Source organism: Streptomyces sp. NPDC005774 (assembly GCF_042871645.1).
Taxonomy (GTDB): domain Bacteria; phylum Actinomycetota; class Actinomycetes; order Streptomycetales; family Streptomycetaceae; genus Streptomyces; species Streptomyces pratens.
In genome coordinates this window covers 15,486-40,083 of record NZ_JBIAIV010000014.1, presented here as the reverse complement: position 1 = coordinate 40,083, position 24,598 = coordinate 15,486, and the positions used below count along the sequence as shown (strand labels likewise).

26 protein-coding genes and 1 pseudogene are annotated in these 24,598 nt (G+C 72.7%); 19 read left to right on the top strand and 8 right to left on the bottom strand.

Going from position 1 to position 24,598, the window contains the following annotated elements:
- Window positions 1–109: 109 nt before the first annotated feature.
- The 8 genes from hisD (at window position 110) to hisF (ending at window position 6,002) form a co-directional block, all read left to right on the top strand.
- Window positions 110–1,432, top strand: a complete 1,323-nt coding sequence (gene hisD, locus ACFYQA_RS15440) for a histidinol dehydrogenase (RefSeq protein WP_388917246.1) — start codon at window positions 110–112, stop codon at window positions 1,430–1,432.
- Between the two features lie 23 nt (window positions 1,433–1,455).
- Entirely contained in the window at window positions 1,456–2,595 is a 1,140-nt protein-coding gene (locus ACFYQA_RS15435) for a histidinol-phosphate transaminase (protein WP_388917243.1), read from the top strand.
- On the top strand, window positions 2,592–3,185 hold the full coding sequence (gene hisB / locus ACFYQA_RS15430) for an imidazoleglycerol-phosphate dehydratase HisB (protein WP_055571490.1): 594 nt from the start codon (window positions 2,592–2,594) through the stop codon (window positions 3,183–3,185). The genes ACFYQA_RS15435 and hisB overlap by 4 nt, the downstream gene beginning before the upstream one ends.
- 2 nt (window positions 3,186–3,187) lie before the next feature.
- Window positions 3,188–3,346: a hypothetical protein gene (locus ACFYQA_RS15425; RefSeq protein WP_388916950.1), complete on the top strand. Its 159-nt coding sequence runs from the start codon at window positions 3,188–3,190 to the stop codon at window positions 3,344–3,346.
- A 2-nt stretch (window positions 3,347–3,348) separates the two neighbouring features.
- On the top strand, window positions 3,349–3,990 hold the full coding sequence (gene hisH, locus ACFYQA_RS15420) for an imidazole glycerol phosphate synthase subunit HisH (protein ID WP_388916947.1): 642 nt from the start codon (window positions 3,349–3,351) through the stop codon (window positions 3,988–3,990).
- 4 nt (window positions 3,991–3,994) lie between these two features.
- A complete protein-coding gene (gene priA, locus ACFYQA_RS15415; protein WP_388916945.1) occupies window positions 3,995–4,717 on the top strand; it encodes a bifunctional 1-(5-phosphoribosyl)-5-((5-phosphoribosylamino)methylideneamino)imidazole-4-carboxamide isomerase/phosphoribosylanthranilate isomerase PriA in 723 nt (240 codons plus the stop codon).
- 16 nt (window positions 4,718–4,733) lie between these two features.
- Window positions 4,734–5,147 carry a Rid family hydrolase gene (locus ACFYQA_RS15410; protein WP_388916942.1) on the top strand — a complete coding sequence of 138 codons (414 nt, stop codon included), beginning with the start codon at window positions 4,734–4,736 and terminating at the stop codon, window positions 5,145–5,147.
- A gap of 96 nt (window positions 5,148–5,243) precedes the next feature.
- Complete coding sequence (gene hisF, locus ACFYQA_RS15405; RefSeq protein ID WP_388916939.1) at window positions 5,244–6,002, top strand: imidazole glycerol phosphate synthase subunit HisF; 759 nt, start codon at window positions 5,244–5,246, stop codon at window positions 6,000–6,002.
- Between the two features lie 62 nt (window positions 6,003–6,064).
- On the opposite strand, the gene ACFYQA_RS15400 is transcribed toward hisF, so the two are convergent.
- Together ACFYQA_RS15400 and ACFYQA_RS15395 are read right to left on the bottom strand one after the other, a co-directional pair.
- Window positions 6,065–6,463: a VOC family protein gene (locus tag ACFYQA_RS15400; protein WP_388916936.1), complete on the bottom strand. Its 399-nt coding sequence runs from the start codon at window positions 6,461–6,463 to the stop codon at window positions 6,065–6,067.
- Window positions 6,464–6,558: 95 nt separating this feature from the next.
- Window positions 6,559–7,194: a TIGR03085 family metal-binding protein gene (locus ACFYQA_RS15395; protein ID WP_388916933.1), complete on the bottom strand. Its 636-nt coding sequence runs from the start codon at window positions 7,192–7,194 to the stop codon at window positions 6,559–6,561.
- A gap of 553 nt (window positions 7,195–7,747) precedes the next feature.
- Here ACFYQA_RS15395 and hisI point away from each other — a divergent pair.
- The 11 genes from hisI (at window position 7,748) to lgt (ending at window position 17,017) form a co-directional block, all read left to right on the top strand.
- Window positions 7,748–8,158, top strand: coding sequence for a phosphoribosyl-AMP cyclohydrolase (hisI, locus tag ACFYQA_RS15390; RefSeq protein WP_388916930.1), 411 nt, complete (start codon window positions 7,748–7,750; stop codon window positions 8,156–8,158).
- An 11-nt stretch (window positions 8,159–8,169) separates the two neighbouring features.
- Window positions 8,170–9,663, top strand: coding sequence for an anthranilate synthase component I (locus ACFYQA_RS15385; protein ID WP_388916927.1), 1,494 nt, complete (start codon window positions 8,170–8,172; stop codon window positions 9,661–9,663).
- 108 nt (window positions 9,664–9,771) lie between these two features.
- On the top strand, window positions 9,772–10,413 hold the full coding sequence (locus tag ACFYQA_RS15380; protein ID WP_388917240.1) for a TIGR02234 family membrane protein: 642 nt from the start codon (window positions 9,772–9,774) through the stop codon (window positions 10,411–10,413).
- Window positions 10,414–10,583: 170 nt separating this feature from the next.
- Window positions 10,584–10,835, top strand: a complete 252-nt coding sequence (locus tag ACFYQA_RS15375; protein ID WP_388916924.1) for an HGxxPAAW family protein — start codon at window positions 10,584–10,586, stop codon at window positions 10,833–10,835.
- Window positions 10,836–10,920: 85 nt separating this feature from the next.
- Entirely contained in the window at window positions 10,921–11,346 is a 426-nt protein-coding gene (locus ACFYQA_RS15370; protein ID WP_388916921.1) for a DUF2752 domain-containing protein, read from the top strand.
- Window positions 11,347–11,526: 180 nt separating this feature from the next.
- Window positions 11,527–12,336 (top strand): indole-3-glycerol phosphate synthase TrpC, encoded by an 810-nt coding sequence (gene trpC / locus ACFYQA_RS15365; protein WP_386405660.1) that lies wholly within the window; start codon window positions 11,527–11,529, stop codon window positions 12,334–12,336.
- Window positions 12,337–12,342: 6 nt separating this feature from the next.
- Window positions 12,343–12,513, top strand: coding sequence for a tryptophan biosynthesis modulator TrpM (gene trpM, locus ACFYQA_RS15360; protein WP_388916918.1), 171 nt, complete (start codon window positions 12,343–12,345; stop codon window positions 12,511–12,513).
- A gap of 133 nt (window positions 12,514–12,646) precedes the next feature.
- Window positions 12,647–13,933: a tryptophan synthase subunit beta gene (gene trpB, locus ACFYQA_RS15355; protein ID WP_388916915.1), complete on the top strand. Its 1,287-nt coding sequence runs from the start codon at window positions 12,647–12,649 to the stop codon at window positions 13,931–13,933.
- On the top strand, window positions 13,930–14,748 hold the full coding sequence (trpA, locus tag ACFYQA_RS15350; RefSeq protein ID WP_388916912.1) for a tryptophan synthase subunit alpha: 819 nt from the start codon (window positions 13,930–13,932) through the stop codon (window positions 14,746–14,748). The genes trpB and trpA overlap by 4 nt, the downstream gene beginning before the upstream one ends.
- Before the next feature lie 178 nt (window positions 14,749–14,926).
- The gene (locus tag ACFYQA_RS15345; protein ID WP_388916909.1) at window positions 14,927–15,706 is read left to right on the top strand and encodes a DsbA family protein; all 780 of its coding nucleotides are present in this window, start codon (window positions 14,927–14,929) and stop codon (window positions 15,704–15,706) included.
- An 81-nt stretch (window positions 15,707–15,787) separates the two neighbouring features.
- A complete protein-coding gene (lgt, locus tag ACFYQA_RS15340) occupies window positions 15,788–17,017 on the top strand; it encodes a prolipoprotein diacylglyceryl transferase (protein ID WP_388916906.1) in 1,230 nt (409 codons plus the stop codon).
- Window positions 17,018–17,117: 100 nt separating this feature from the next.
- Here lgt and ACFYQA_RS15335 read toward each other — a convergent pair whose 3' ends face one another.
- The 6 genes and pseudogenes from ACFYQA_RS15335 to ACFYQA_RS15310 form a co-directional block, all read right to left on the bottom strand.
- Window positions 17,118–17,960: an HpcH/HpaI aldolase/citrate lyase family protein gene (locus tag ACFYQA_RS15335; protein WP_388916903.1), complete on the bottom strand. Its 843-nt coding sequence runs from the start codon at window positions 17,958–17,960 to the stop codon at window positions 17,118–17,120.
- Window positions 17,957–19,198 (bottom strand): CaiB/BaiF CoA transferase family protein, encoded by a 1,242-nt coding sequence (locus ACFYQA_RS15330; RefSeq protein WP_388916900.1) that lies wholly within the window; start codon window positions 19,196–19,198, stop codon window positions 17,957–17,959. The genes ACFYQA_RS15335 and ACFYQA_RS15330 overlap by 4 nt, the downstream gene beginning before the upstream one ends.
- Window positions 19,195–20,658 carry an ADP-ribosylglycohydrolase family protein gene (locus ACFYQA_RS15325; RefSeq protein ID WP_388916897.1) on the bottom strand — a complete coding sequence of 488 codons (1,464 nt, stop codon included), beginning with the start codon at window positions 20,656–20,658 and terminating at the stop codon, window positions 19,195–19,197. Before ACFYQA_RS15325 ends, ACFYQA_RS15330 begins: the two co-directional genes overlap by 4 nt.
- On the bottom strand, window positions 20,646–21,827 hold the full coding sequence (locus ACFYQA_RS15320; protein ID WP_388916895.1) for an ADP-ribosylglycohydrolase family protein: 1,182 nt from the start codon (window positions 21,825–21,827) through the stop codon (window positions 20,646–20,648). Before ACFYQA_RS15320 ends, ACFYQA_RS15325 begins: the two co-directional genes overlap by 13 nt.
- A gap of 7 nt (window positions 21,828–21,834) precedes the next feature.
- A pseudogene (locus tag ACFYQA_RS15315) lies at window positions 21,835–23,253 on the bottom strand (ADP-ribosylglycohydrolase family protein); the annotation flags it as partial.
- A 168-nt stretch (window positions 23,254–23,421) separates the two neighbouring features.
- The gene (locus ACFYQA_RS15310; protein WP_388916892.1) at window positions 23,422–24,447 is read right to left on the bottom strand and encodes an ADP-ribosylglycohydrolase family protein; all 1,026 of its coding nucleotides are present in this window, start codon (window positions 24,445–24,447) and stop codon (window positions 23,422–23,424) included.
- Window positions 24,448–24,598: the final 151 nt, after the last annotated feature.

Sequence of the window (24,598 nt, the reverse complement as noted above, 5' to 3'; positions counted from 1 at the left end):
CCGGTGTGTACTATGGGTTACCGAATGGATCGCGTATCAGCCATTGGAACGCCCGCACGGCGTCCGGTGCGGGTCTGAGAGAATTGAGCACGTGCTGCAACATTCCTTCCTGGCCCGAATCGATCTGCGCGGCGACGCCCTCCCCGAGGGCCCCGCCCTGCGCGACCTGCTGCCCCGAGCCGACTTCGACGTAGCGGCCGCCCTGGAGAAGGTGCGGCCCATCTGCGAGGACGTGCATCATCGGGGCGACGCGGCGCTGATCGACTTCGCCGAACGGTTCGACGGCGTGCGTCTGGAATCCGTCCGGGTCCCGGCGCGGGCGCTCACCGACGCGCTGGAACAGCTGGACCCGGCCGTGCGCGCGGCCCTGGAGGAGTCCATCCGCCGCACCAGGCTCGTGCACCGCGCCCAGCGCCGCGAGACCCACGTCACCCAGGTCGTCCCCGGCGGCACCGTCACGGAGAAATGGGTGCCGGTCGACCGCGTGGGCCTGTACGCGCCCGGCGGGCGGTCCGTGTACCCGTCCTCCGTGATCATGAACGTGGTCCCGGCCCAGGAGGCCGGCGTCGAGTCGATCGCCCTGGCCTCCCCGGCGCAGAAGGAGTTCGGCGGGCTGCCGCACCCGACGATCCTCGCCGCGTGCGCCCTGCTCGGCGTCGACGAGGTGTACGCCGCGGGCGGCGCCACCGCCGTCGCCATGTTCGCGTACGGCACCGAGTCCTGTCCGCCCGCCACCATGGTCACCGGCCCCGGCAACATCTGGGTCGCCGCCGCCAAGCGCTACTTCACCGGCCGCATCGGCATCGACGCCGAAGCGGGGCCGACCGAGATCGCGATCCTCGCCGACGACACGGCCGACCCGGTGCACGTCGCCTCCGACCTGATCAGCCAGGCCGAGCACGACCCGCTGGCCGCCGCCGTCCTGGTCACCGACTCCGCCACTCTCGCGGACGCCGTGGAGAAGGAGCTGGCCCCCCAGGTCGCCGCCTCCCGGCACGTCGAGGACCGCATCGCCCCCGCACTCGCCGGCCGGCAGTCCGCGATCGTCCTGGTCGACGGTCTCGACGAGGGCCTGCGCGTGGTCGACGCCTACGGCGCCGAGCACCTGGAGATCCAGACCGCCGACGCCGCCACGCTCGCCGACCGGGTGCGCAACGCCGGCGCGATCTTCGTCGGCCCCTGGTCCCCGGTCTCCCTGGGCGACTACGCCGCCGGCTCCAACCACGTCCTGCCCACCGGCGGCTGCGCCTGCCACTCCTCGGGCCTGTCCGTCCAGTCCTTCCTGCGCGGCATCCACATCGTCGACTACACCGAGGACGCGCTGGCCGACGTCGCCCACCACGTGGTCACGCTCGCCGAGGCGGAGGACCTGCCCGCGCACGGCGCGGCGATCAAGGCGAGGTTCGGCTGGAAGGTACCCGAGAGCAAGTGAACGCCATCAACACCACCGACCCCGTGAACGTCACCATCGACGACCTCCCCGTACGCGACGAGCTGCGCGGCAAGTCCCCCTACGGCGCGCCCCAGCTGGACGTCCCCGTACGGCTGAACACCAACGAGAACCCCTACCCGCTGCCCGAACCACTGGTCGAGCGGATCGCCGAGCGGGTCCGCCAGGCCGCCCGCCACCTCAACCGCTACCCCGACCGGGACGCGGTCGAGTTGCGCACCCGGCTGGCCGCGTACCTGACGAAGACCGGCGGCCACCCCGTCGGCCTCGAGAACGTCTGGGCCGCCAACGGCTCCAACGAGGTCATCCAGCAACTGCTGCAGACCTTCGGCGGGCCCGGCCGCACGGCCATCGGCTTCGAGCCGTCGTACTCGATGCACGGACTCATCGCGCGCGGCACCGGCACCGGCTGGGTCTCCGGCCCCCGGGGCGAGGACTTCGCCATCGACCTGCCCGCCGCCGAGAAGGCGATCGCCGAGCACCGCCCGGACGTCGTCTTCGTCACCACCCCCAACAACCCCACCGGCACCGCGGTCCCCGCCGAGACCGTTCTCGCCCTGTACGAGGCCGCGCAGGCGGCCGGGCCGTCGATGGTGGTCGTGGACGAGGCGTACATCGAGTTCAGCCACGGCGACTCCCTGCTGCCGCTGATCGAGGGCCGCCCGAACCTCGTCGTCTCCCGCACCATGTCGAAGGCGTTCGGCGCGGCAGGACTGCGCCTCGGCTACCTCGCCGCACATCCGGCCGTCGTGGACGCAGTGCAGCTCGTCCGCCTGCCCTACCACCTGTCCGCCATCACCCAGGCGACCGCGCTGGCCGCCCTGGAACACACGGACACGCTGCTGAAGTACGTCGAACAGCTGAAGCGGGAACGGGACCGGCTGGTCACCGAACTGCGCGCCCTCGGCTACGACGTCACCGAGTCCGACGCGAACTTCGTCCAGTTCGGCACGTTCGCGGACTCCCACGTGGTCTGGCAGAAGATCCTCGACCAGGGCGTCCTGGTGCGGGACAACGGCGTACCGGGATGGCTGCGGGTCTCCGCGGGCACCCCGGCCGAGAACGACGCGTTCCTCGACGCGGTCGGTGAACTGGTCAGCTACGTGGGGGCCACCCCCACACCCCCGAAGGAGCAGAGCGCATGAGCCGCGTAGGACGCGTCCAGCGGACGACGAAGGAGACATCGGTTCTCGTCGAGATCGACCTCGACGGCACCGGCAAGACGGAGATCTCCACCGGGGTCGGCTTCTACGACCACATGCTCGACCAGATCGGCCGGCACGGTCTGTTCGACCTGACGGTGAAGACCGAGGGCGACCTGCACATCGACTCCCACCACACCATCGAGGACACCGCCCTCGCCCTCGGCGCCGCCTTCAAGCAGGCCCTCGGCGACAAGGTGGGCATCTACCGCTTCGGCAACTGCACGGTCCCGCTGGACGAGTCCCTCGCCCAGGTCACCGTCGACCTGTCCGGCCGCCCCTACCTCGTGCACACCGAGCCCGAGAAGATGGCGCCGATGATCGGCGAGTACGACACCACGATGACCCGGCACATCCTGGAGTCCTTCGTCGCCCAGGCCCAGGTCGCGCTGCACGTGCACGTGCCGTACGGGCGCAACGCGCACCACATCGTCGAGTGCCAGTTCAAGGCGCTGGCCCGGGCCCTGCGGTACGCGTCCGAGCGCGACCCCCGCGCGGCGGGCATCCTGCCCTCCACGAAGGGCGCCCTGTAGGCATGAACGGCCTGTCCACCGTGCTGATCGTCGTCGGTCTGTTCCTCGTCGGCGGCGTCGTCTCGTTCAGCAAGCAGAAGCTGCCCAGGGGGGTGATCGCGGTGCTCGCCATCGGCGCCGCGATGTGCCTGGCCGCGGGTGTCCTCCGGCTGGAGGTGTGACCGTGAGCACCACCAAGCGGGTCGTGGTCTTCGACTACGGCTTCGGCAACGTCCGCTCCGCCGAGCGCGCCCTCGCCCGCGCGGGCGCCGACGTGGAGATAACCCGCGACTTCGACACCGCCATGAACGCCGACGGGCTGCTGGTCCCCGGCGTCGGCGCCTTCGCGGCCTGCATGAAGGGCCTCAGGGAGGCGCGCGGGGACTGGATCATCGACCGCCGGCTGTCCGGCGGCCGGCCCGTCATGGGTATCTGCGTCGGCATGCAGATCCTGTTCGCCCGCGGCGTCGAGCACGGCGTCGAGACCGAGGGCATGGACGAATGGCCCGGCTCGGTGGAGCCACTGCAGGCCGACATCGTGCCCCACATGGGCTGGAACACCGTGGACACGGCGACCGGCACCGAACTCTTCGCCGGCCTGGACGCGGACGCCCGCTTCTACTTCGTGCACTCCTACGCCGTCCACGACTGGTCCCTCCAGGTGGACAACCCGGTGATGCGGGCACCCAAGGTCACCTGGTCCACCCACGGCAAGCCGTTCGTCGCCGCCGTGGAGAACGGCCCCCTGTGGGCGACGCAGTTCCACCCCGAGAAGTCCGGCGACGCCGGAGCCCAGCTCCTCACCAACTGGATCGGAACCCTGTAGCGACATGGCCAAGCTCGAACTCCTCCCCGCCGTCGACGTCCGCGACGGCCAGGCCGTCCGCCTGGTGCACGGTGAGTCCGGCACCGAGACCTCCTACGGCTCCCCGCTGGAAGCCGCGCTCGCCTGGCAGCGCTCGGGCGCCGAGTGGCTGCACCTGGTCGATCTGGACGCCGCGTTCGGCACCGGTGACAACCGCGCGCTGATCGCCGAGGTCGCAGGCGCCATGGACATCAAGGTGGAGCTGTCCGGCGGCATCCGTGACGACGACACGCTCGCCGCGGCCCTGGCCACCGGCTGCACGCGCGTCAACCTCGGCACGGCCGCCCTGGAGACCCCCCAATGGGTCGCCAAGGTCATCACCGAGCACGGCGACAAGATCGCGGTCGGACTCGACGTCCGCGGCACCACCCTCCGCGGCCGCGGCTGGACCCGCGACGGCGGCGACCTCTACGAGACGCTCGCGCGCCTCGACAAGGAGGGCTGCGCACGGTACGTCGTCACCGACATCGCCAAGGACGGCACCCTCCAGGGCCCCAACCTGGAGCTGCTGAAGAACGTCTGCGCCGCCACCGACCGCCCCGTGGTCGCCTCCGGCGGCGTGTCGTCGCTCGACGACCTGCGGGCCATCGCCGAGCTCGTCCCGCTCGGCGTCGAGGGCTCCATCGTCGGGAAGGCCCTGTACGCGAAGGCGTTCACTCTGGAAGAGGCCCTGGAAGCTACATCTTGAAAAAGGACACAGTGCGATGACCTCCGAAGCCGTACGGCGCGTGCGGGGCGACAGCCCCTGGGAGGAGTCCTTCGGGTCCGCACGCGCCGTGGCGGCGGGCGACCGCGTCCTGGTGGCCGGCACGACCGCGTTCAAGGGCGACGTCCTGTACGGGGAGGGCGACCCGTACGAACAGGCGAAGGCCGCCTTCGGCAGCGCCCTGGAGGCGATCGCCGAGTTCGGGCTCGGAGTCGACTCCGTGATCCGCACGCGCGTCTACCTCGCGCACTCGCGGGACATCGACGCGGCGGGTCGCGCCCACAGAGAGCTGTTCGAGACGGTACGCCCGGTCACGACCCTCCTGGTGGTGGAGGGCTTCATGGACTCGCGCGTACTGGTGGCGGTGGAAGTCGAGGCATTCGGCGCCACCGGGCCGGCCGGCCGGTACTGAGGCCGTCGGCGGCCACCGGGACCGGCCACCGGGACCGGCCAGCGGACACCGAGATCAATCAGCGGACACCGAACAGACACTAGAGGAGCACGATTCATGACCCTGGCGGTCCGAGTCATCCCCTGCCTGGACGTGGACAACGGCCGGGTCGTCAAGGGCGTCAACTTCCAGAACCTGCGTGACGCGGGCGACCCCGTCGAGATGGCCAAGGTGTACGACACCGAGGGCGCCGACGAGCTGACGTTCCTGGACATCACCGCCTCGTCGGGCAACCGCGAGACGACCTACGACGTGGTGCGCCGCACCGCCGAACAGGTGTTCATCCCCCTGACCGTGGGCGGCGGCGTCCGCACCACCGAGGACGTGGACAAACTGCTGCGGGCGGGCGCCGACAAGGTCGGCGTCAACACCGCCGCGATCGCCCGCCCGGACCTCATCCGGGAGATCGCCGAGCGCTTCGGCCGCCAGGTACTCGTCCTGTCGGTCGACGCCCGTCGCACCGAGTCCGGCGAATCCTTCGAGGTCACCACGCACGGCGGCCGCCGGGGCACCGGCATCGACGCCGTCGAGTGGGCCCACCGGGCCGCAGAACTGGGCGCGGGCGAGATCCTGCTCAACTCCATGGACGCGGACGGCACCAAGGACGGCTACGACCTGGACATGATCGCCGCCGTCCGCAAGCACGTCACCGTCCCGGTGATCGCCTCGGGCGGCGCGGGCCGGCTCGCCGACTTCCCGCCCGCGGTCGCCGCCGGCGCCGACGCGGTCCTCGCCGCATCGGTCTTCCACTTCGGGGACCTGCGCATCGGCCAGGTCAAGCAGACCCTGCGAGAAGCGGGCCACCCGGTGCGGTGAAGCCCACCGTGCGCCGGCCCGGCCGTCGTGCCCGGCCGGCGTACGGGGCCCGGCCGGCTCGCTCAGTCCTTCGGCTGGGTGAGCTGGACCAGATTGCCGACCGTGTCGTCCAGGACGGCAGTGAGCACCGGGCCCTGATCCTGCGGCTCCTGGACGAAGTTCACGCCCTCGCCGCGCAGCCGCTCGTACTCCGCGCGGAGGTCCGTCACCGAGAACACGATGGCGGGCAGCCCCGCCTCGCGCACCGCCCTGCGGTACGGTTCCGCGATGGGACCCTGCCCCGGCTCCAGCAGCAGCTCCAGATCCCGCTGCGCCCCCTCGCCCGCCCCGACCGTGACGAACAGGGTGCCACCGCCCAGATCCGTCCGGGTGCGGGTCTCGAAGCCGAGGACACCGGTGTAGAAAGCGTGCGCCTTCGCCACGTCGTCGACGTACACGCTGGTCATGGCGACCTTGATCATGGAGATTCTTTTTCCGATCTTGCAGTCTTTCCGGGGCCGGTGACCGGCCCCGGTACCCATGACCGTACTTGGACGGTCCCCGAGATCGTTCGGATTCAGATACCGAGCTGCTTGGACGCGTTCAGTTTCTCGATCGCGTCCGCGTCGCCCTCCAGATCGACCTTGGCCACCTCACGCCGCCCGTAGAGGAACAGCAGCAGCTCCGACGCCTCGCCGGTCACCGTGACCACCGGCGCGCCGCGGCGGGCCACCACCGTCCGGCCGTCCGGGCGGCGCAGCACCAGGCCCGTGGCGGCACCGCGGCCCATCATCCGGGCGGTGGACTCGAGCCGTGACCACAGGGTGTCCTGGAACACCGGGTCGAGTTCACGCGGCGTCCAGTCGGACTGCGCGCGGCGCACGTCCTCCGCGTGGACGTAGAACTCGACGACGTTCGACAACTCGTCGATCTGCTTGAGGTTGAAGGGCGAGAAGCGCGGCGGCCCGGTACGGATCAGCTGGATCAGCTCCTCGTACGGCTTGGCGGTGAACTCCGCCATCACCCGCTCCAGACGCTGTGCGAGCTGCTTGACCACCATCCCGCCGGCAGCATCCGGACGGCGCTCGCGCACCACCACATGGGCGGCGAGGTCGCGGGTGCGCCAGCCCTCGCACAGAGTGGGAGCCTCAGGGCCCGCGGTCTCCAGCAGGTCGGCCAGGAGAAGTCGTTCACGCTTGGCATGGGTCGACATGCAGCCAGCCTACGGTGACCCGCCCGGTCCGCCCACCCGTCACCCGACCACCACCCCCCAACGAGGCGCTTTCACGCCGCCCCGCCTCTCGTCCTCGCACCGTTCCTCTGGACTGAGCAGGGGTGAGTCTGCCCGGGCCCGCACGCCCCGAACGGTCCTGGGCGCTCCCCCACTGCCTCAAGGGCGTGGGAGGTGCCCCCAGGTCTCCGGCGTACTCGACCCCGGGGCGGTGACACGCATCCTGTGCGTGGTCCGGGCCCGGGAGGCCGGTTTCCTGCGCGATCCGGCCACACGGGTACGGCCGGAGGCGACGGGGAGGCCCTGAACCATCACTCCGATGGAGCAGGGGCCCCGCTCACCGGCGCCGTACCCGGCGTCCAGATCGCACGATCACGCTAACCCGGACGGCCCGCGGCACCGCAAGCCCGGAAGCCGACCCTCACACGATCGAGTTACACCGCCCTGGTGCACGCTCCCCGGCAAGCAGCTGACGACCCTTCCAACCCGTGGACGCGGCCCGGGAGCCGCCCTCCCGCACGGCACAATGGGTTCCATGACCAGCAGCACGTCCCGGCCCGGCCGACTCGACCCGGAGATCGCCGCGCGGCTCAAGCACAGCCCCGACGGCCTCCTGCCCGCCATCGCCCAGCAGCACGACACCCACGAGGTGCTGATGCTGGGCTGGATGGACGACGAGGCGCTGCATCGCACCCTGACCACCGGCCGCTGCACCTACTGGTCGCGCAGCCGTCAGGAGTACTGGGTCAAGGGGGACACCTCCGGGCACGTCCAGCATGTGAAGTCCGTCGCCCTGGACTGCGACGCCGACACCCTCCTCGTCAAGGTCGACCAGATCGGCGCCGCCTGCCACACCGGCGCCCGCACCTGCTTCGACGCCGACGTCCTGCTCACGGACACCCCCGCGGACCGAGCCGCAAGCGGCGCGCACGCTTCCGGTCAGTAAGGTCTGCCGCCATGGACCTCGAGACGTTCCGCAAACTCGCCACCGACCGCCGGGTCATCCCGGTCACCCGTAAACTGCTCGCCGACGGCGACACCCCGGTCGCGCTCTACCGCAAGCTCGCCGCGGAGCGCCCCGGCACCTTCCTCCTCGAGTCCGCGGAGAACGGGCGGTCCTGGTCCCGCTACTCCTTCGTCGGCGTCCGCAGCGCCGCCACCCTCACCGAGCAGGGCGGACAGACGCACTGGCAGGGCACCCCGCCCGTCGGCGTACCCGCCGACGGCGACCCGCTCGCCACGCTGCGCGCCACACTCGAGGCCCTGCACACCCCGCGCGACCTCGCCCACGACCTCGGCCTGCCGCCCTTCACCGGAGGCATGGTCGGCTACCTCGGCTACGACATCGTGCGCCGGCTCGAGAAGATCGGCCCCGGTGAGCGGGACGATCTGCGCCTGCCCGAGCTGACCATGCTGCTCACCAGCGACCTCGCCGTGATGGACCACTGGGAGGGCTCCGTCTGGTTGATCGCCAACGCGATCAACCACAACGACCTGGAGGCCGGCGTCGACGAGGCCCACGCCGACGCCGTGGCCCGCCTGGACGCCATGGAGGCCGACCTCTCCCGCGCGGTGGCCCAGCCCCCGGCCGTCCTCCCGCCCTCCGAACTCCCCGAGCACACCGTCCTGTGGGGCGGCCCCGACTTCCGGGCCGCCGTCGAGGACATCAAGGAACGCATCCGCGCGGGAGAGGCCTTCCAGGTCGTCCCCTCCCAGCGGTTCGAGACCCCGGTCACGGCGAGCGCCCTGGACGTCTACCGGGTGCTGCGGGCCACCAACCCGTCGCCCTACATGTACCTGTTCCGCTTCGAGGACTTCGACGTCGTCGGTTCGTCCCCCGAAGCACTCGTGAAGGTCGACGACGGACAGGCGATGGTCCACCCCATCGCCGGTACCCGGCCGCGCGGCACCACCCCACAGCGGGACCAGGCCCTCGCCGAGGAACTGCTCGCCGACCCCAAGGAGCGCGCCGAGCACCTCATGCTCGTCGACCTGGGCCGCAACGACCTCGGGCGGGTCTGCGAGCCCGGCTCCGTCGAGGTCGTCGACTTCATGTCCGTCGAGCGGTACTCGCACGTCATGCACATCGTCTCGACGGTCACCGGCCGGGTCGCGCCCGGCCACTCCGCCTTCGACGTGCTCACCGCCTGCTTCCCGGCCGGCACCCTCTCCGGCGCACCCAAGCCCCGTGCCATGCAGATCATCGACGAACTCGAGCCGTCCCGGCGCGGACTGTACGGCGGCTGCGTGGGCTACCTGGACTTCGCCGGTGACTCCGACACCGCCATCGCCATCCGCACCGCGCTGCTGCGCGACGGCACCGCATACGTCCAGGCGGGCGCCGGAATCGTCGCCGACTCCGACCCGGTCGCCGAAGACACCGAGTGCCGCAACAAGGCGGCCGCCGTGCTGCGCGCCGTCCACACGGCGAACCGGCTGGGCGCGAGGTGACACGCACGGTGTGACACCCGCCCGGGACCGTGCGGGACGCTTCCGGGGCCGTGTGAGATGCGACCGGCACGAGCCCCGGGTGACCGTTCGCGCGTGGTTCACGCGATAGTGGAGTACGTGACTGCCGTACCTCACCCCCGTTCCGAGGCCGCCGGCTCCGCCCGGACCGGCCGCCTCAGCCTCGCCGTCGCCCTGCTGTGCGGCGCCCTGGGCGCGGCCGTAACCCTGCTCGCCACCCGACAGCAGTGGTCCCAGGGCACCGCGACCGTGGCCGGCGGCTCCTTCCCCCTGACCGCGAACGGCAGCGACGTCACCGGCGTCCCCGCCGCCCTCGCCGTGGTGGGCCTGGCCGCGCTCGTCGCCGTCTTCGCCGTCCGCCGGACCGGCCGGTTCGCCGTCGCCGCGCTGCTCGCCCTGTCCGGGGCGGGCACCGTCGCGGCCACCCTGCTCGGCGCCTCCGACAGCTCCGCGCTCGACGACAAGGCCGCCGAGGTCTCCGGCGACACGTCGGCCACCGTGGAAGCCCTCAGCCACACCGCCTGGCCCTACGTCGCGGCCGTGGGCGGCCTGCTGCTCCTGCTGGCCGGCGCGCTCGCCCTGCGCTACGGCAGGCTGTGGCCCGCGATGTCCGGGCGCTACGAGCGCGGCGGCGCCCCGCGGCCACGCCGCACGGCCGCCGCCGGCGACCCCGACCGGCCGGAGGAACTGTGGAAGGCCCTCGACCGCGGCGAGGACCCGACCGGAGCCTGAACCACCGGGCAGCCGTCCCCTCCGCCGGGCAGCCGTCCCCTCCGCCGGGCAGCCGGCCACGGGCGTTCACCGCGCGGAGGAGCACCCCCGCAGCACGGCACGCGCGCGTGTGCGGGACAATTGATCCGAGCGTCCTGCTCAGACACGTACACAGCACTGAGGAGCAAGCAATGGCGGGCAGCAGCCACGGTCACACCCCGGCCGCCTGGACCGGTGTCATCATCTCGTTCATCGGTTTCTGCGTCGCGAGCATGTTCATGGTGGTGAGCTCGCCGGTGGGCTTCTGGGTCGGCATGGGCATCGTGCTGCTCGGCGGTGTCGTCGGCGGAATCATGAGCAAGATGGGCATGGGCCAGAAGCCGCACTTCCACCCCCTCAACCCGCCGGCCGCAGGCCGTGAGCCGGCCCGCGCCGAAAACTGATCACCGGGAACCCTCCGGACAGGGGCGGCCGGCACACGGGTGCCGGAACCGCCCCTGACGCGTGAGCGCGGGGCACAATCACCCTGTGAACGCCGTCAGCCACAGTGCGCCCCGCGGCATCGCCGCCCGACTCGTCCTCCCCGCAGGAACGCTCGCCGCCGTCGCCGGAGCCTTCGTCTACGTCGGGGCGGTGGACCCCAACGAGCCCGGCCACTACCCCGCCTGCCCGCTGCTGCGCCTCACCGGCCTGTACTGCCCCGGCTGCGGCGGACTGCGCAGCGCCCACGCCGTCGCCCACGGCGATCTCCTGGCCGCTCTCCAGGCCAATGCGCCTGCCGTCCTCGGTTACGCGGCCTTCGCCGTCCTCTGGACCGTATGGGTGGTCCGCGCGGCGCGCGGAAAACCCCTGCGGATCGACCCCCGACCGGTACTCCTGTGGTCACTGGGAGCGTTCGTGCTGGTCTTCACGGTTGTCCGGAACCTACCGTTCGGTGGCCGGCTACATCCTTGATCAAAGAGCGAACGTCCAGGTAGTGGGACCGGCGTCAACCGGATGTGAGGCATACCCCCTGCTGCGGATACCATCGCAGTAACCACCGGTTTCGTCCGGCGACCCGCCCGCGAGGACGGAGAACGCCAGGGACGGAAACGAACGCACTGAAGACGGACCGTCTGGAAGGGGGCCCCTCGCGTGAGTGTGCTCGACGAGATCATCGACGGAGTCCGTGCCGACCTCGCGGAGCGCCAGGCACGAGTCGGCCTCGACGAGCTCAAGGAGCGCGTGGCGAAGGCTCCCGCGGCCAAGGACGGCGCGGCCGCCCTGCGCGGTGAAGGCGTCAAGGTGATCTGCGAGGTCAAGCGCTCCAGCCCGTCCAAGGGCGCGCTCGCCGCGATCGCCGATCCGGCCGGACTCGCCGCCGACTACGAGGCGGGCGGCGCGGCCGTCATCTCCGTCCTCACCGAACAGCGACGCTTCGGCGGCTCCCTCGCCGACCTGGAGGCGGTCCGCGCGCGGGTGGACATCCCCGTCCTGCGCAAGGACTTCATCGTCACCTCGTACCAGCTCTGGGAGGCGCGGGCGCACGGCGCCGACCTCGCGCTGCTCATCGTCGCCGCCCTCGAACAGCCGGCCCTGGAGTCGCTGATCGAGCGCGCCGTCTCCATCGGGCTCACCCCGCTCGTCGAGGTGCACGACGAGGACGAGGTCGAGCGCGCGGTCGACGCCGGCGCCAAGGTCATCGGGGTCAACGCGCGCAACCTCAAGACCCTCAAGGTCGACCGGGGCACCTTCGAACGCGTCGCCCCCGAGATCCCGGACCACCTGGTCAAGATCGCCGAGTCCGGTGTCCGCGGCCCGCACGACCTCATCGCCTACGCCAACGCCGGCGCCGACGCCGTCCTGGTCGGCGAGTCCCTGGTCACCGGACGCGACCCGAAGACCGCGGTCGCCGACCTGGTGGCGGCCGGCGAGCACCCGGCACTGCGCCACGGACGCGGCTGACGCCCGATGACCCTCCCGATCACCCTGATGGCCAGGGATCCGTACGCGCGCCTCGCCCGCGGCTGCCGCCCGCGCGGCTGCCGGGCCCCCGCGCGCCGCGTGCTCGGCCGCAGGGTGCGCTACCACATCGGTGACGAGCCCGGCCAGGTCAACGGACTGCGATGGCACCGCCCCTGACAAGGGGCGCGGGGCAGTACCGGCGCGCCACCCGGCCGCGTCGGCGAAACCAGCCGCACACGGTCTGAAGCCGGCCGGCGAGCCCTGCCCCCCACGGCGAAACGTGTCCACACACTCATCGTGAGGTTTCCGCATGCCCAGCCAGTTCTTCTTCCCCGATCCCGAGGGCCGGGTGCCCAGCACCGAGGGCTACTTCGGCGCGTTCGGCGGCAAGTTCATCCCGGAGGCGCTCGTCGCCGCCGTCGACGAGGTCGCCGTCGAGTACGACAAGGCCAAGGCCGACCCCGAGTTCGCCCGCGAACTCGACGACCTGATGGTCCACTACACCGGCCGCCCGAGCGCCCTCACCGAGGTGCCCCGGTTCGCCGAGCACGCCGGCGGTGCCCGGGTCTTCCTCAAGCGCGAGGACCTCAACCACACCGGCTCCCACAAGATCAACAACGTGCTCGGCCAGGCCCTGCTCACCCGGCGCATGGGCAAGACCCGTGTCATCGCCGAGACCGGCGCCGGCCAGCACGGAGTCGCCACGGCCACCGCCTGCGCCCTGTTCGGCCTCGACTGCACCATCTACATGGGCGAGGTCGACACCGAGCGCCAGGCCCTCAACGTGGCCCGGATGCGCATGCTCGGCGCCGAGGTCATCGCCGTGAAGTCCGGCAGCCGCACCCTCAAGGACGCCATCAACGAGGCGTTCCGCGACTGGGTCGCCAACGTCGACCGCACGCACTACCTCTTCGGCACCGTCGCCGGACCCCACCCCTTCCCCGGCATGGTCCGCGACTTCCACCGCGTCATCGGCGTCGAGACCCGCCGCCAGCTGCTGGAGCGGGTCGGACGGCTGCCCGACGCCGCGATCGCCTGCGTCGGCGGCGGCTCCAACGCCATCGGCCTCTTCCACGCCTTCATCCCGGACGCCTCGGTCCGCCTCGTCGGCTGCGAACCCGCCGGACACGGCATCGACAGCGGCGAGCACGCGGCCACCCTCACCGTGGGCGAGCCCGGCATCCTGCACGGCTCGCGTTCCTACGTCCTCCAGGACGACGAGGGCCAGATCACCGAGCCGTACTCCATCTCGGCAGGGCTCGACTACCCGGGCATCGGCCCCGAGCACGCCTACCTCAAGGACTCCGGCCGCGGCGAGTACCGCGCGGTCACCGACGACGCCGCCATGCAGGCCCTGCGGCTGCTGTCGCGCACCGAGGGCATCATCCCGGCCATCGAGAGCGCCCACGCGCTGGCCGGCGCCCTGGAGGTCGGCAGGGAACTGGGCAAGGACGGACTGATCGTCGTCAACCTGTCCGGCCGGGGCGACAAGGACATGGACACCGCCGCCCGCTACTTCGGCCTGTACGACACCGACAGGACCGTCGCCGCCGACGCGGACACCGACACCGCCGAGATCGAGGGGGACGCCAAGTGAGCGGGAACGTGAAGCTGCTGAACGACACCCTCGCCGCAGCGAAGTCCGAGGGCCGCGCCGCGCTGATCGCCTACCTCCCGGCCGGTTTCCCGACCGTCGACGGAGGCATCGACGCCGTGAAGGCCGTCATCGACGGCGGTGCCGACGTCGTGGAGGTGGGCCTGCCGCACAGCGACCCCGTCCTCGACGGGCCCGTCATCCAGACCGCCGACGACATCGCCCTGCGCGGTGGCGTACGGATCGCCGACGTGCTGCGCACGGTCCGGGAGGCCCACCGGGCCACCGGGAAGCCGATCCTCGTCATGACGTACTGGAACCCCGTCGACCGCTACGGCGTCGAGCGGTTCGCCGCCGAACTCGCCGAGGCGGGCGGCGCCGGCTGCATCCTGCCCGACCTGCCCGTCCAGGAGTCGGCGCTGTGGCGGGAGCACGCCGACAAGCACGGTCTGGCCACCGTCTTCGTCGTCGCGCCCAGCAGCAAGGACGAGCGGCTCGCCGAGATCACCGCGGCGGGCAGCGGTTTCGTCTACGCCGCCTCCCTCATGGGCGTCACCGGTACCCGCGAATCGGTCGGCGCACAGGCCGAGAACCTCGTGGCACGGGCCCGGGCCAGCCGCGCCGATCTGCCGGTGTGCGTCGGGATCGGTGTCTCCGACGCCGTCCAGGCCGCCGAGGTCGCCCGCTTCGCCGACGGTGTGATCGTCGGATCGGCCTTCGTCAAGCGGCTGCTGGACGCCCCCGACCCGGCCGCGGGCCTCCAGGCCGTGCGGGCGCTCGCGGGCGAGCTGGCCGAGGGCGTACGCGGCGGATCCTGACGGCGTGCGGGGCCGGTGACGGCGGGTGCGGCCGGATCCGGGACGGCCCGGATCCGGGACGGCAGCGCCGGCGCCCCGTCATCGGCAGACGCTCCGCAACTGGTCATACGAGTCCCTCGTACGGGTGGATCTGGGGCCGGGGAGGCGCGTTGCGCCTCCCCGGTTCGTTCTGCGGGGTGTGAGCGAGAAGAACCGTGAGGGAAAACGCACCGCCCGTGAGCGGCTGGCGGTCGAGCGTGAGAAGCAGAAGGCGACGGACAGGCGGCGCCGCACCCTGATCGTGGGTGCGAGCGTGGTCTGTGTCCTGGCGCTCGCGGCGGTGATCGGCGTCGTCGCCGCCAACGCGGGCAAGGACGAAGGCAGTAGTAAGGAGGCGGGCCCGGTGGTGGCGCCCTCGGGGGCGCTCGGCAAGGACGGCCTCGCCGTCCCGGTCGGCAAGGAGAGCGCCAAATCCACCCTCACCGTGTGGGAGGACTTCCGCTGCCCCGCCTGCAAGTCCTTCGAGCTGGCGTACCGGCCGACCCTCCATGAGCTGACCGAGTCCGGCCAGTTGAAGATCGAGTACCACCTCGTCACGCTGATCGACGGGAACATGGGCGGCACCGGCTCCCGCAACTCCGCCAACGCGGCCGCCTGTGCCCAGGACACCGGCAAGTTCGCCGAATACCACGACGTGCTGTTCGACAACCAGCCCCCGGAGACGGACGACGCCTTCGCCGACAACGCCAAGCTCATCGAACTGGCCGGCAAGATCGAGGGCCTCGACACTCCAGCCTTCCGCAGCTGCGTGAAGGACGGCACGCACAACAGCTGGGTCGCGAAGTCCGACGAGGCCTTCCAGAAGGGCCGCTTCTCCGGCACACCGACCGTCCTGCTCGGCGACAAGAACATCTACCAGGACCGGACGATGACCCCGGCGAAGCTCAAGAAAATGGTGGAGGAGGCCAACCGGCGGTAGGAGGGCGAGCCTTCCCGTTATGGACCCGTAGCCGGGCCGCCCACCGTGGGACCGGTCCGGCGCGGTAGCGTCGACCCTGCCATGGAACTTGCCTACATTCCCAGCCCGTCGAGCGGGGTGCTGTACCTCGGCCCCGTTCCGCTCCGCGGCTATGCCTTCAGTATCCTCGCCGGCCTCTTCGTCGCCCTCTGGATCGTCGACCGCCGGTGGGTGGCGCGCGGCGGCCAGAAGGGAACCGCCTGGGACATCGCGTTCTGGGCCGTTCCGTTCGGTCTGGTCGGCGGTCGCCTCTACCACGTGATCACCGATTACCAGCTCTACTTCGGTGAGGGCCGGAACTGGGTCGACGCCTTCAAGATCTGGGAGGGCGGCCTCGGCATCTGGGGCGCCGTCGCCCTGGGCGCTGTGGGTGCCTGGATCGGCTGCCGGCGTCGGGGCATCGCCCTTCCGCCGTACGCCGATGCCCTGGCCCCCGGTCTGGTGCTGGCGCAGGCGATCGGACGCTGGGGCAACTGGTTCAACCAGGAACTGTACGGGCGGGAGACGGACCTCCCGTGGGCCCTGCACATCACGTCCACGGAGGGCGGCCGGGTACCGGGGTACTACCACCCGACATTCCTGTACGAGTTTTTGTGGTGCGTGGGCGTCGCCCTGCTGGTCATCTGGGCGGACCGCCGCTTCAAGCTCGGGCACGGACGGGCGTTCGCGCTGTACGTCGCCGCATACTGCGCGGGCCGGTTCTGGATCGAGTACATGCGCGTCGACGAGGCCCGCGAGATCCTGGGCCTGCGGCTGAACAACTGGACCGCGATGATCGTGTTCGTGCTCGCGGTCGTGTACTTCGTGGTGTCGGCGAAGCTGCGCCCGGGACGCGAGACCGTGGTGGAACCGGGCGCGGCTGCCGCCGGTGGCGCGGCAGGTGGTGCGACAGGCGGTTCCGCCGGGGGTGACGACACCCCGGACGATGCCGGGAGCGGTTCCGAGACCGAGCCGGCCGAGCCGGAGACCGCGGGCAAGGACGGCAGGGACGGCAAGGCGGACTCCCGGGAGACGAAGAAAGCAGCCGGGCCGAAGAAGCCGGACGCCGAGTCGAAGGCCGACGCGAGCCCGAAGGAGAACGACGCGGCGGCGGACAAGGACGCCACCGATCCGGGTGACGCGAAGGCCGAGGACGCCAAGGCGGATAAGGCCCAGGAGGATTCCGGGGACGAGGATTCCGCGACTGCGGACTCCGGGGACGTGGACTCCGGGGCTGCGGATTCCGAGGACGTACGGGCCAAGGACGAGGCCGGGTCGGCGAAGAAGAGCTGACGGTCTGCCGGCCCGCCGCTGACCGGCGGCCCGTTGTACGTGAACGACGCCGTGGGGCGCCCGGGAACTCCGGGCGCCCCACGGGTGTGTGTGCGGGGCCTCAGGTGCGGCGGGCCAGGGACAGGACCCGCTGGGCGGCCGTCACCACCGCCGCGTCGACGAAGCGGCCGTCGGGAAGTGCCTGGGCGCCCTGCTCGCCGGCCGCCGCCTTGACGACCGTCTCCGCCCTCTCGATCTCCTCCTGGGTGGGCAGATAGGCGCGCTCGATGACCGGCAGTTGACGCGGATGGATGGCGGCGCGGCCCAGGAAACCCAGGGCACGGCCACGGGCGCAGGAGGCGCGGAGACCGTCCAGGTCGCGGATGTCCGGGTGGACGGACTGGGTGGGCGGGACCAGACCCGCCGCCCGCGCGGCGACGACCACGCGGGAGCGGGACCAGTCGAGGCCCGCGTCGTCGCGTACGCCCAGGTCGGTTCGCAGGTCCTCCTCGCCGATCGAGATACCGCGCAGGGCCGGGTGGGCGGTGGCCACGTCGTGCGCCCGCTCGATACCGAGGGCCGTCTCCAGCAGCGCGTACAGACCGAGCGGGCCGCCGTGGGCGGACACGGCCTGCCGCGCGACCCGGACGATGTCGGCGGGCGAGGACACCTTGGGCAGCCGCAGACCGGCCAGGCCCGCCAGGCCCCCGGCCGGGGCGACGGCGGCGAGGTCGGCCTCGCCCCAGGGGCCGGTCAGGGCATTGACGCGGACGTGGACCGGGACCGGCTGCGGGTCGCACAACAGCTCGGCACAGGCGGCTCGGGCGTACGCCTTGCGGTCGGGGGCGACGGCGTCCTCCAGGTCGATCACCACCACGTCGGCCCCGGAGACGAGCGCCTTCGCCACCACCCGCGGCCGGTCGCCCGGTGCGTACAGCCAGGTCAGCGGGGATGCCACCGTCACAGCGCGCCTTCCGCGCGCAGGGCCGTCAGCTCGGCCGGGGTGAGGCCCAGTTCGGTCAGCACCTCGTGGGTGTCGGCGCCGTGTGGGCGGCCCGCCCAGCGGATCGCGCCGGGGGTGTGCGAGAGGCGGAAGAGAACGTTCTGCATGCGCAGCGGGCCCAGCTCGGGGTCGTCGACCGTGGTGATCGTGTTCAGGGCCTGGTACTGCGGGTCGGTCATCACGTCCCGTACGTCCTGGACGGGTGCCACCGCGGCCTCGGCCTTCTCGAAGGCGGCGAGCACGTCGCTGCGGGTGCGGCAGGCGATCCAGCCGCCCACCGCCTCGTCCAGGACGTCCGCGTGCCCCGCGCGGCCGGCGCCGGTGGCGAACCACGGTTCGTCGATCAGCTCGGGCCTCCCCACCAGCCGCATCACCCGCTCGGCGACCGACTGGGCCGAGGTGGAGACGGCGACCCAGGTGCCGTCGGCGGTGAGGTAGGTGCCGCGCGGGGCGTTGTTCTGGGAGCGGTTGCCGGTGCGCGGCTGGACGTGGCCGAGCTGGTCGTACCAGGTCGGCTGGGGTCCGAGCGCGGTGAGGATCGGTTCGATGAGGGCCATGTCGACGACCTGGCCCTCGCCGGTGCTCTCCCGCCCGGCGAGCGCGGTCAGCACCGCGTACGCCGTGGTCAGGCCCGCGATGGAGTCGGCCAGGCCGAACGGCGGCAGCGTCGGGGGCGCATCCGGCTCGCCGGTGATGGCGGCGAAACCGCTCATGGCCTCGGCGAGTGTGCCGAAGCCGGGCCGGTGCGCGTACGGGCCGAACTGGCCGAAGCCGGTGACCCGGGCCAGGACGAGACGGGGGTTGGCGGCGGACAGTTCGGACCAGCCCAGGTCCCACTTCTCCAGGGTGCCGGGCCGGAAGTTCTCGATGATCACGTCGGCGGTCTTGGCGAGGCGCAGCAGGGTGGCCCGGCCGCCGCGGGTGGACAGGTCGAGGGTGATGGTCCGTTTGTTGCGGCCGAGCATCTTCCACCACAGCCCCACGCCATTCTTCGACGGGCCGTGGCCGCGGGAGGGATCGGGCTTCCTCGGGTGTTCGACCTTGACGACCTCCGCGCCGAAGTCGCCGAGCAGCGTCGCGGCGAGGGGCCCGGCGAAGAGGGTGGCGAGGTCCAGGACCCGCAGGCCGGTCAGAGGGGGCGGGGGCGGGAGAGCGGAGGGGCCGGGGGAGGGTGCGGTGGGCGTGACGGGCCGGGTCATGGGCGGGAGGCCTCCAGACGGGTCAGACGGGCCAGGGTGTCGAAGCCGACGCCGTTGAAGTCGCCGACGGAGGTGGCCAGCCGGTTCTTCAGCGGGGCCGTCCAGCGCTCGGGGAGGGCGGCGGGGGAACCGGCGAGCAGGGCGGTGATGCCGCCGGCCGTCGCGCCGTTCGAGTCCGTGTCCCAGCCGCCGGACACGGTACGGCAGACGGCGCCGGCGAAGTCGCCGTCCGCGTGGGTGAGGGCGGCGGCGATCAGGGCGGTATTGGGGACGGCGTGCACCCAGTGGGTACCGGCGTGCAGGGCGTGGAGCCGGTCGACGACGATGGCGAAGTCATGGTGCTCGTGTGCCAGCCGGACGGCCTCGCGCACGGCGCGGGCGAGCCGGGAGCGGGGCGGTACGACGGTGAGGCCGGCGCGCAGGCAGGCGTGGACGTCCGGGCGGTCGCCACCTGCGTCTGCGTCTGCGCCTGCGGCGGTGGCGATGACGGCGGCGCCGAACATCGCGGCGTGGACACCGCCCGCGGTGTGCGTGAGGGTGGCGTCGCGGTGGGCCTGTTCGGCGGCGCCCGCCGGATCGCCGGGATTGGTCCAGCCGTGCACGTCGGCGCGGATCAAGGCGCCGATCCACTCGCGGAACGGGTTGCGGTGGCGTGCGGTGCGCGGAGGCTCCACGCCGTCGAGGAGGTTGCGGTAGGCGACGCGTTCGGCGGTGAAGGCACGGCCCGCCGGGAGTTCGTCCAGCCAGAGCCGGGCCACGTCCGTGGTGGTGAAATCCTTGCCGTACCGCCGGAGCAACAGCAGGTTGAGGAGAGGGTAGTCGAGGTCGTCGTCCTCGGGCATCCCGTCGATGTTCTCGGCGAGCGAGGTGGCCGCCGAGCGACGGTTCCAGGGGTACCGCGCGGACAATTCCCCGGGGACTCCGAGGGCGGTGAAGTAACCGTTCAGAGGCCAGTTCCCGGTGGCCCGGGCGAGTTGGCGGATGCCGTCGAGGGGGAGCTTCTCCACCGGCTTGCCGAGCAGGCAGCCGACGGCACGGCCGAGCCAGGCGGCTTCTAGACGCTCGGTTTCGAGGCGGTCGGTGTCGGGACGGTCGGTCCGGCGGCGGTCCGCGTCAGGACGGTCCGCGTCAGGACGGTCGGAGGCGGGGGGAACGGCGTCGACGGGTGAAGGCCATTCGGGACAGAGGGACTTGATGGCGCAGAGGTCCGTCGGTTCATCGTCCGCGAGGCCGCTGGGCAGGTCGGCGAGTTCGTCCAGGAGGTCCCCGGCCAGCAGCCGGAGGTAGCGGGACGCCGGCCGCGGGGAGGCACCCGCGCGGGGCGGGGCCTCGGGGCCGCCCGCCGCGCGCCACCGGGCCGCGACGGCGGCGACGGCCGTGGCAGACCGGCCGTCCTGGGCGGCCTGGCGCAGTTCGTGCCCGATCAGGTCCTCCGGCTGGACCCAGGTCAGTCGGAGCATTCCGGACCTCCCAGCTCGGCGAACGCCCTTTCGTGCGCGCGGCGTCGGGACACGTCGCGTGCGAAGACCTCGCGGGCCACCTCCGTCAGCGTGGCCGCGGGTTCCAGGAGGTCGAGACGGCTGGCCTCCGTCACGGTCTTCGCCCAGTCCTCGGGAACCGGCGAACCGAGGGCGCCCGTCACGGCGCCGGCCATCGTGGCGATGGAGTCGCAGTCCCGGCCGTAGTTCACCGCGCCCAGCACCGCGTGCCGGAAGTCGCCGCCGGCCACCACCACCATGCCCAGCGCCACCGGGAGTTCCTCGATCGCGTGCAGCCTTGAGGGACGGCGGGCACCCAGCGACGGAGCGCGGTAGTCGGGACCCACGGTGTCGTACGGGGCCACCGCCTCCCGCAGCGGGCGCAACGCGGACTCGAACTCCGTATGGCGGGACGCCACTTCGCAGACCCGCTCGATCGCCGTCCGCGTGCCGTCCTTCGCCAGGGACAGACAGGCGGTGACGACCGAGTCCGCTGTCGCTCCCGGCGCGCACGCCGCCGCCACCGCCGCGGCGAGAACGCCGGCCGCCTCCCGGCCGTACGACGACTGGTGGGCTCCCGCGACGTCCAGCGCCTCGGCGTAGGCGCCCGCCGGGTGGGCCGCGTTGACCAGGCCGACCGGGGCCATGTACATCGCGGCACCACAGTTGACGATGTTGCCGACGCCCGCCTCGCGCGGATCGACGTGGCCGTAGTGGATGCGGGCCACCAGCCACTTCTCCGCGAGGAAGAGCCGCTGCAGCAGGAGCGCCTCCGCCTCCAGCTCCGGGATCCAGCGCGGGTGCATCATCAGGTCCGGGACCAGGTGGTCGGCGACGGCGTGGGCGTCCAGATGGTCCCGGACCCGCGAGTACACCCGGATCAGGGCGTGCGTCATGAGGGTGTCGTCGGTGACGTGGCCGTCGCCCTTGTGGTACGGGGCGATCGGACGGGCGGTGCGCCAGGCGTCACCGTTCCAGGGGCCGACGACGCCGTGGACACGGCCGCCGTGGCGCTCGACGATCTGCTCGGGGGAGTACCCCTCGACGGGGCCGCCGAGCGCGTCGCCGACGGCGGCTCCCACCAGCGCGCCGGTGAACCGCTCGTCCAGGGAGGCACCCTGAACCCGCTTTTCCTGCTCTTTGAGCGTCATGCCCGAATCATCCTCCGGGGGGAGGCGGTTGTGCGGCTTCCAGGAGCCCGGCGAGTTCCACCAGGTCGGTGCCGGTGAGCCGGGGGAGCGTGCAGCCGGAAAGGATGCGGCAGCTCTCCCGCCAGGACTCCGGGATCGCCGTGCTGCCGCCGAGCGCGCCGGTCAGCGCGCCGACGAGGGCGGGGGCGGAGTCCGCGACCCGGGAGAGACAGGCCGCCGCGGGCACCGCCTCCACCATCCGGCCGTGCGAGGCGGTGGCCAGCGCGAGGGCCACGGGGACGGTCTCGGCAGCGGCGATGCCGTAGCTGTAGACGTGGTCGACGATCTGGTGCTCCAGGGGCGGTACGAGGGCGAAGGCGCCGTCGGCGTCCGCGGCGAGCCGCAGCGCGTGCCGGGCGTTGCGGCCGATCTCCGTCTCCTCGGGCAACTCGGCCACCGCGGCCGCCACGCATGCCCCGACGTCCGCGCCGGCCAGCGCGAGGGCGACGGCGGCGGCCATCGCGCGGGCGCCGTGAACCCCGTCGCCGTCCTGGGTGTAGCGGGCGTCGAACTCGGCGAGCGCGGCGGCGCCTTCGGGGTCGCCGGGGTGGGCCACGGCCAGGACACAGGCCCGTACGCAGGCCGCGTCGTCGAAGTAGTGCGGGTTGTCGTGGCCGGTGGCGGGCGGACGCAGGCCGGTGGCGAGGTTGCCGAGCCCGGCCCGTACGGAGATACGGGCGCGCAGGGGCAGAACGGCCGACTCGATCTCGGGCGCGCGTTCCGCGGCCGCGGCGACTTCGCCGGCCATGGCGTTCCAGGTGAGGTCGATGGCGGCCCGGGTACGGCGTTCGCGGCTCAGGTCGCCGAGCGCGCCGTCGTCGCCGGCCCGCAGGACCGCCTCGGCGGTGAACACCGCCCACTCGGCGTCGTCGGAGGGGCCCAGACGCAGGGGTCCCGGGGGCTGGTTGAGGGCGATGGGCACGGGAAGGGTGGTGGTCGCGTTCTGCTCGGCGAAGGTGTCCAGTTCCCGGGTGAGGCGCCGGGTCCACTCGGGCATCCGGGCGGCGCGGTGGCGTGCCGCGGGCCAGCCGGCGGCGTCTCCGGCGGCGAGGCCCAGGAGGAGGCCCTCGATACGGGGTGCCTGCGGCGGCGGGGTGAGGGGTGTGATGCGGGTCCGGTGGGTTGCGGAGGCCTCGGCTTCGCCTTCGGCCCGGTGTTCCCCACCCGTACCACCCGGGCGGGTTTCGGGGTCGGGTGCGGGTGGCCCCGGTGGGGCTGTCGTACCGTCGGCGGCCCCGGGAGCGGCTTCAGGAGGGTGGGGCTCGGTCGTGTCGGGCGGGCGGGGTGCGTGGTCGGGCGAGGGCGGTCTTGGCGGGGGGGGGGGGGGGGGGGGGGGGGGGGGGGGGGGGGGGGGGGGGGGGGCGGGGGGCGGGGGGGGGGGGGGGGTGGGGGCGCGTAGCCCCCCCCCCCCCCCCCCCCCCCCCCCCCCCCCCCCCCCCCCCCCCCCCCCCCCCGCCGGCGCGCCCCCCCGCCGCGGGGGGGGGGCCGGGCGGGGGCTGTTCCGGCGGCTGGTCCCGTGGTGTGGATGGGGGTGCTGTCGCCGGTGGGGAGAGGGTCATGACGGGGCCTCCGCGGTGTTGTCGGCCGGTGTCGGGGTGAGCAGGTCCGCGATGTCCAGGACGTGATGGCCCGCCATCGCGGGGAGGCAGCTGCCGCGGGCCGGTCCGATCGCTGCCGCCCAGGCCTGTGGGATCGCGGCGGCGCCCCGGGTCGCGCCCGCGAGGGCGCCCGCCACCGCCGCGGTGGTGTCCGCGTCGCGGCCCATGTTGACGGCCGTCAGCACCGTCTGTTCGAAGTCCCCGTCCGCCGCCGCGTATGCGCCGAAGGCGAGGGCGACGGCCTCGGGGGCCAGGTCGGTCCAGGGGTAGCCGCCGATCACGACCGCGGAGCGGACCGCGCGTTCGCCCCGGTGGGCCACGGTGACGGCACGGCGCAGGGAACGGGCGGTCCAGGAGTCTTCCGGCACCAGGGCCAGCGCGGTGGCCACGACGGTGACCACCGGTGCCCCGGCCATCGCCGCCGCCACGCCTGCCGCGACCGCCTGGCCTCCGTAGATGCCCTCGCCGTCGTGACTGACCGAGCCGTCGATCGCCGCCAGCCTGGCCGCCTCGGCGGGACGGCCGGCCGCGAAGACACCGTGCGGCGCCGCCCGCATCGCCAGTCCGTCGCTCCAGGCGTGACGGTGCTGGGCGGAGACGGGGGCGGCCAGTCCCCGGCGGAGGTTCTCCAGGGTGCCGCGCTCGCTGAATCCGGCACCCCGGAACCGCCCCTCGGCGCGGTCCGCGATCCATTCGTGCCAGGCCGCCCCGACCTGCGCCGGGGTGAGCGCCGACCCGTGCCGGGCCAGCAGCAGGCCGGACAGGATCGCGTACTCGGTGTCGTCCGTGCCCGCGGGGTGCTCCGCCACGTATCCCGTGATGCGGCCCCACCGGGCGCGGATCTCGGAGGGTTTCAAGTTCTCAGCCGGGGCACCCAGCGCGTCGCCGACGGCCAGGCCGAGCAGCGCGCCGCGTGCCCGTTCGCGGAGCCCGAGGGAGTCCCCGGGCGTCGGGGGCGAGGGGATGCAGGCGGTCGATGCCATACGAGGCTCTCCTCTCAGGGGCGCCCCGAGAGGCGCGAAGCCCTTTGCGGAACTGTCCCCGATGTGAGGTCCGGTACAGCCTCACAGGCCCCGGTGTCACCCGGTCGACATCTGTGCGGGCCCTCCGGCAGGTGAGCGGCGAAATTGACGA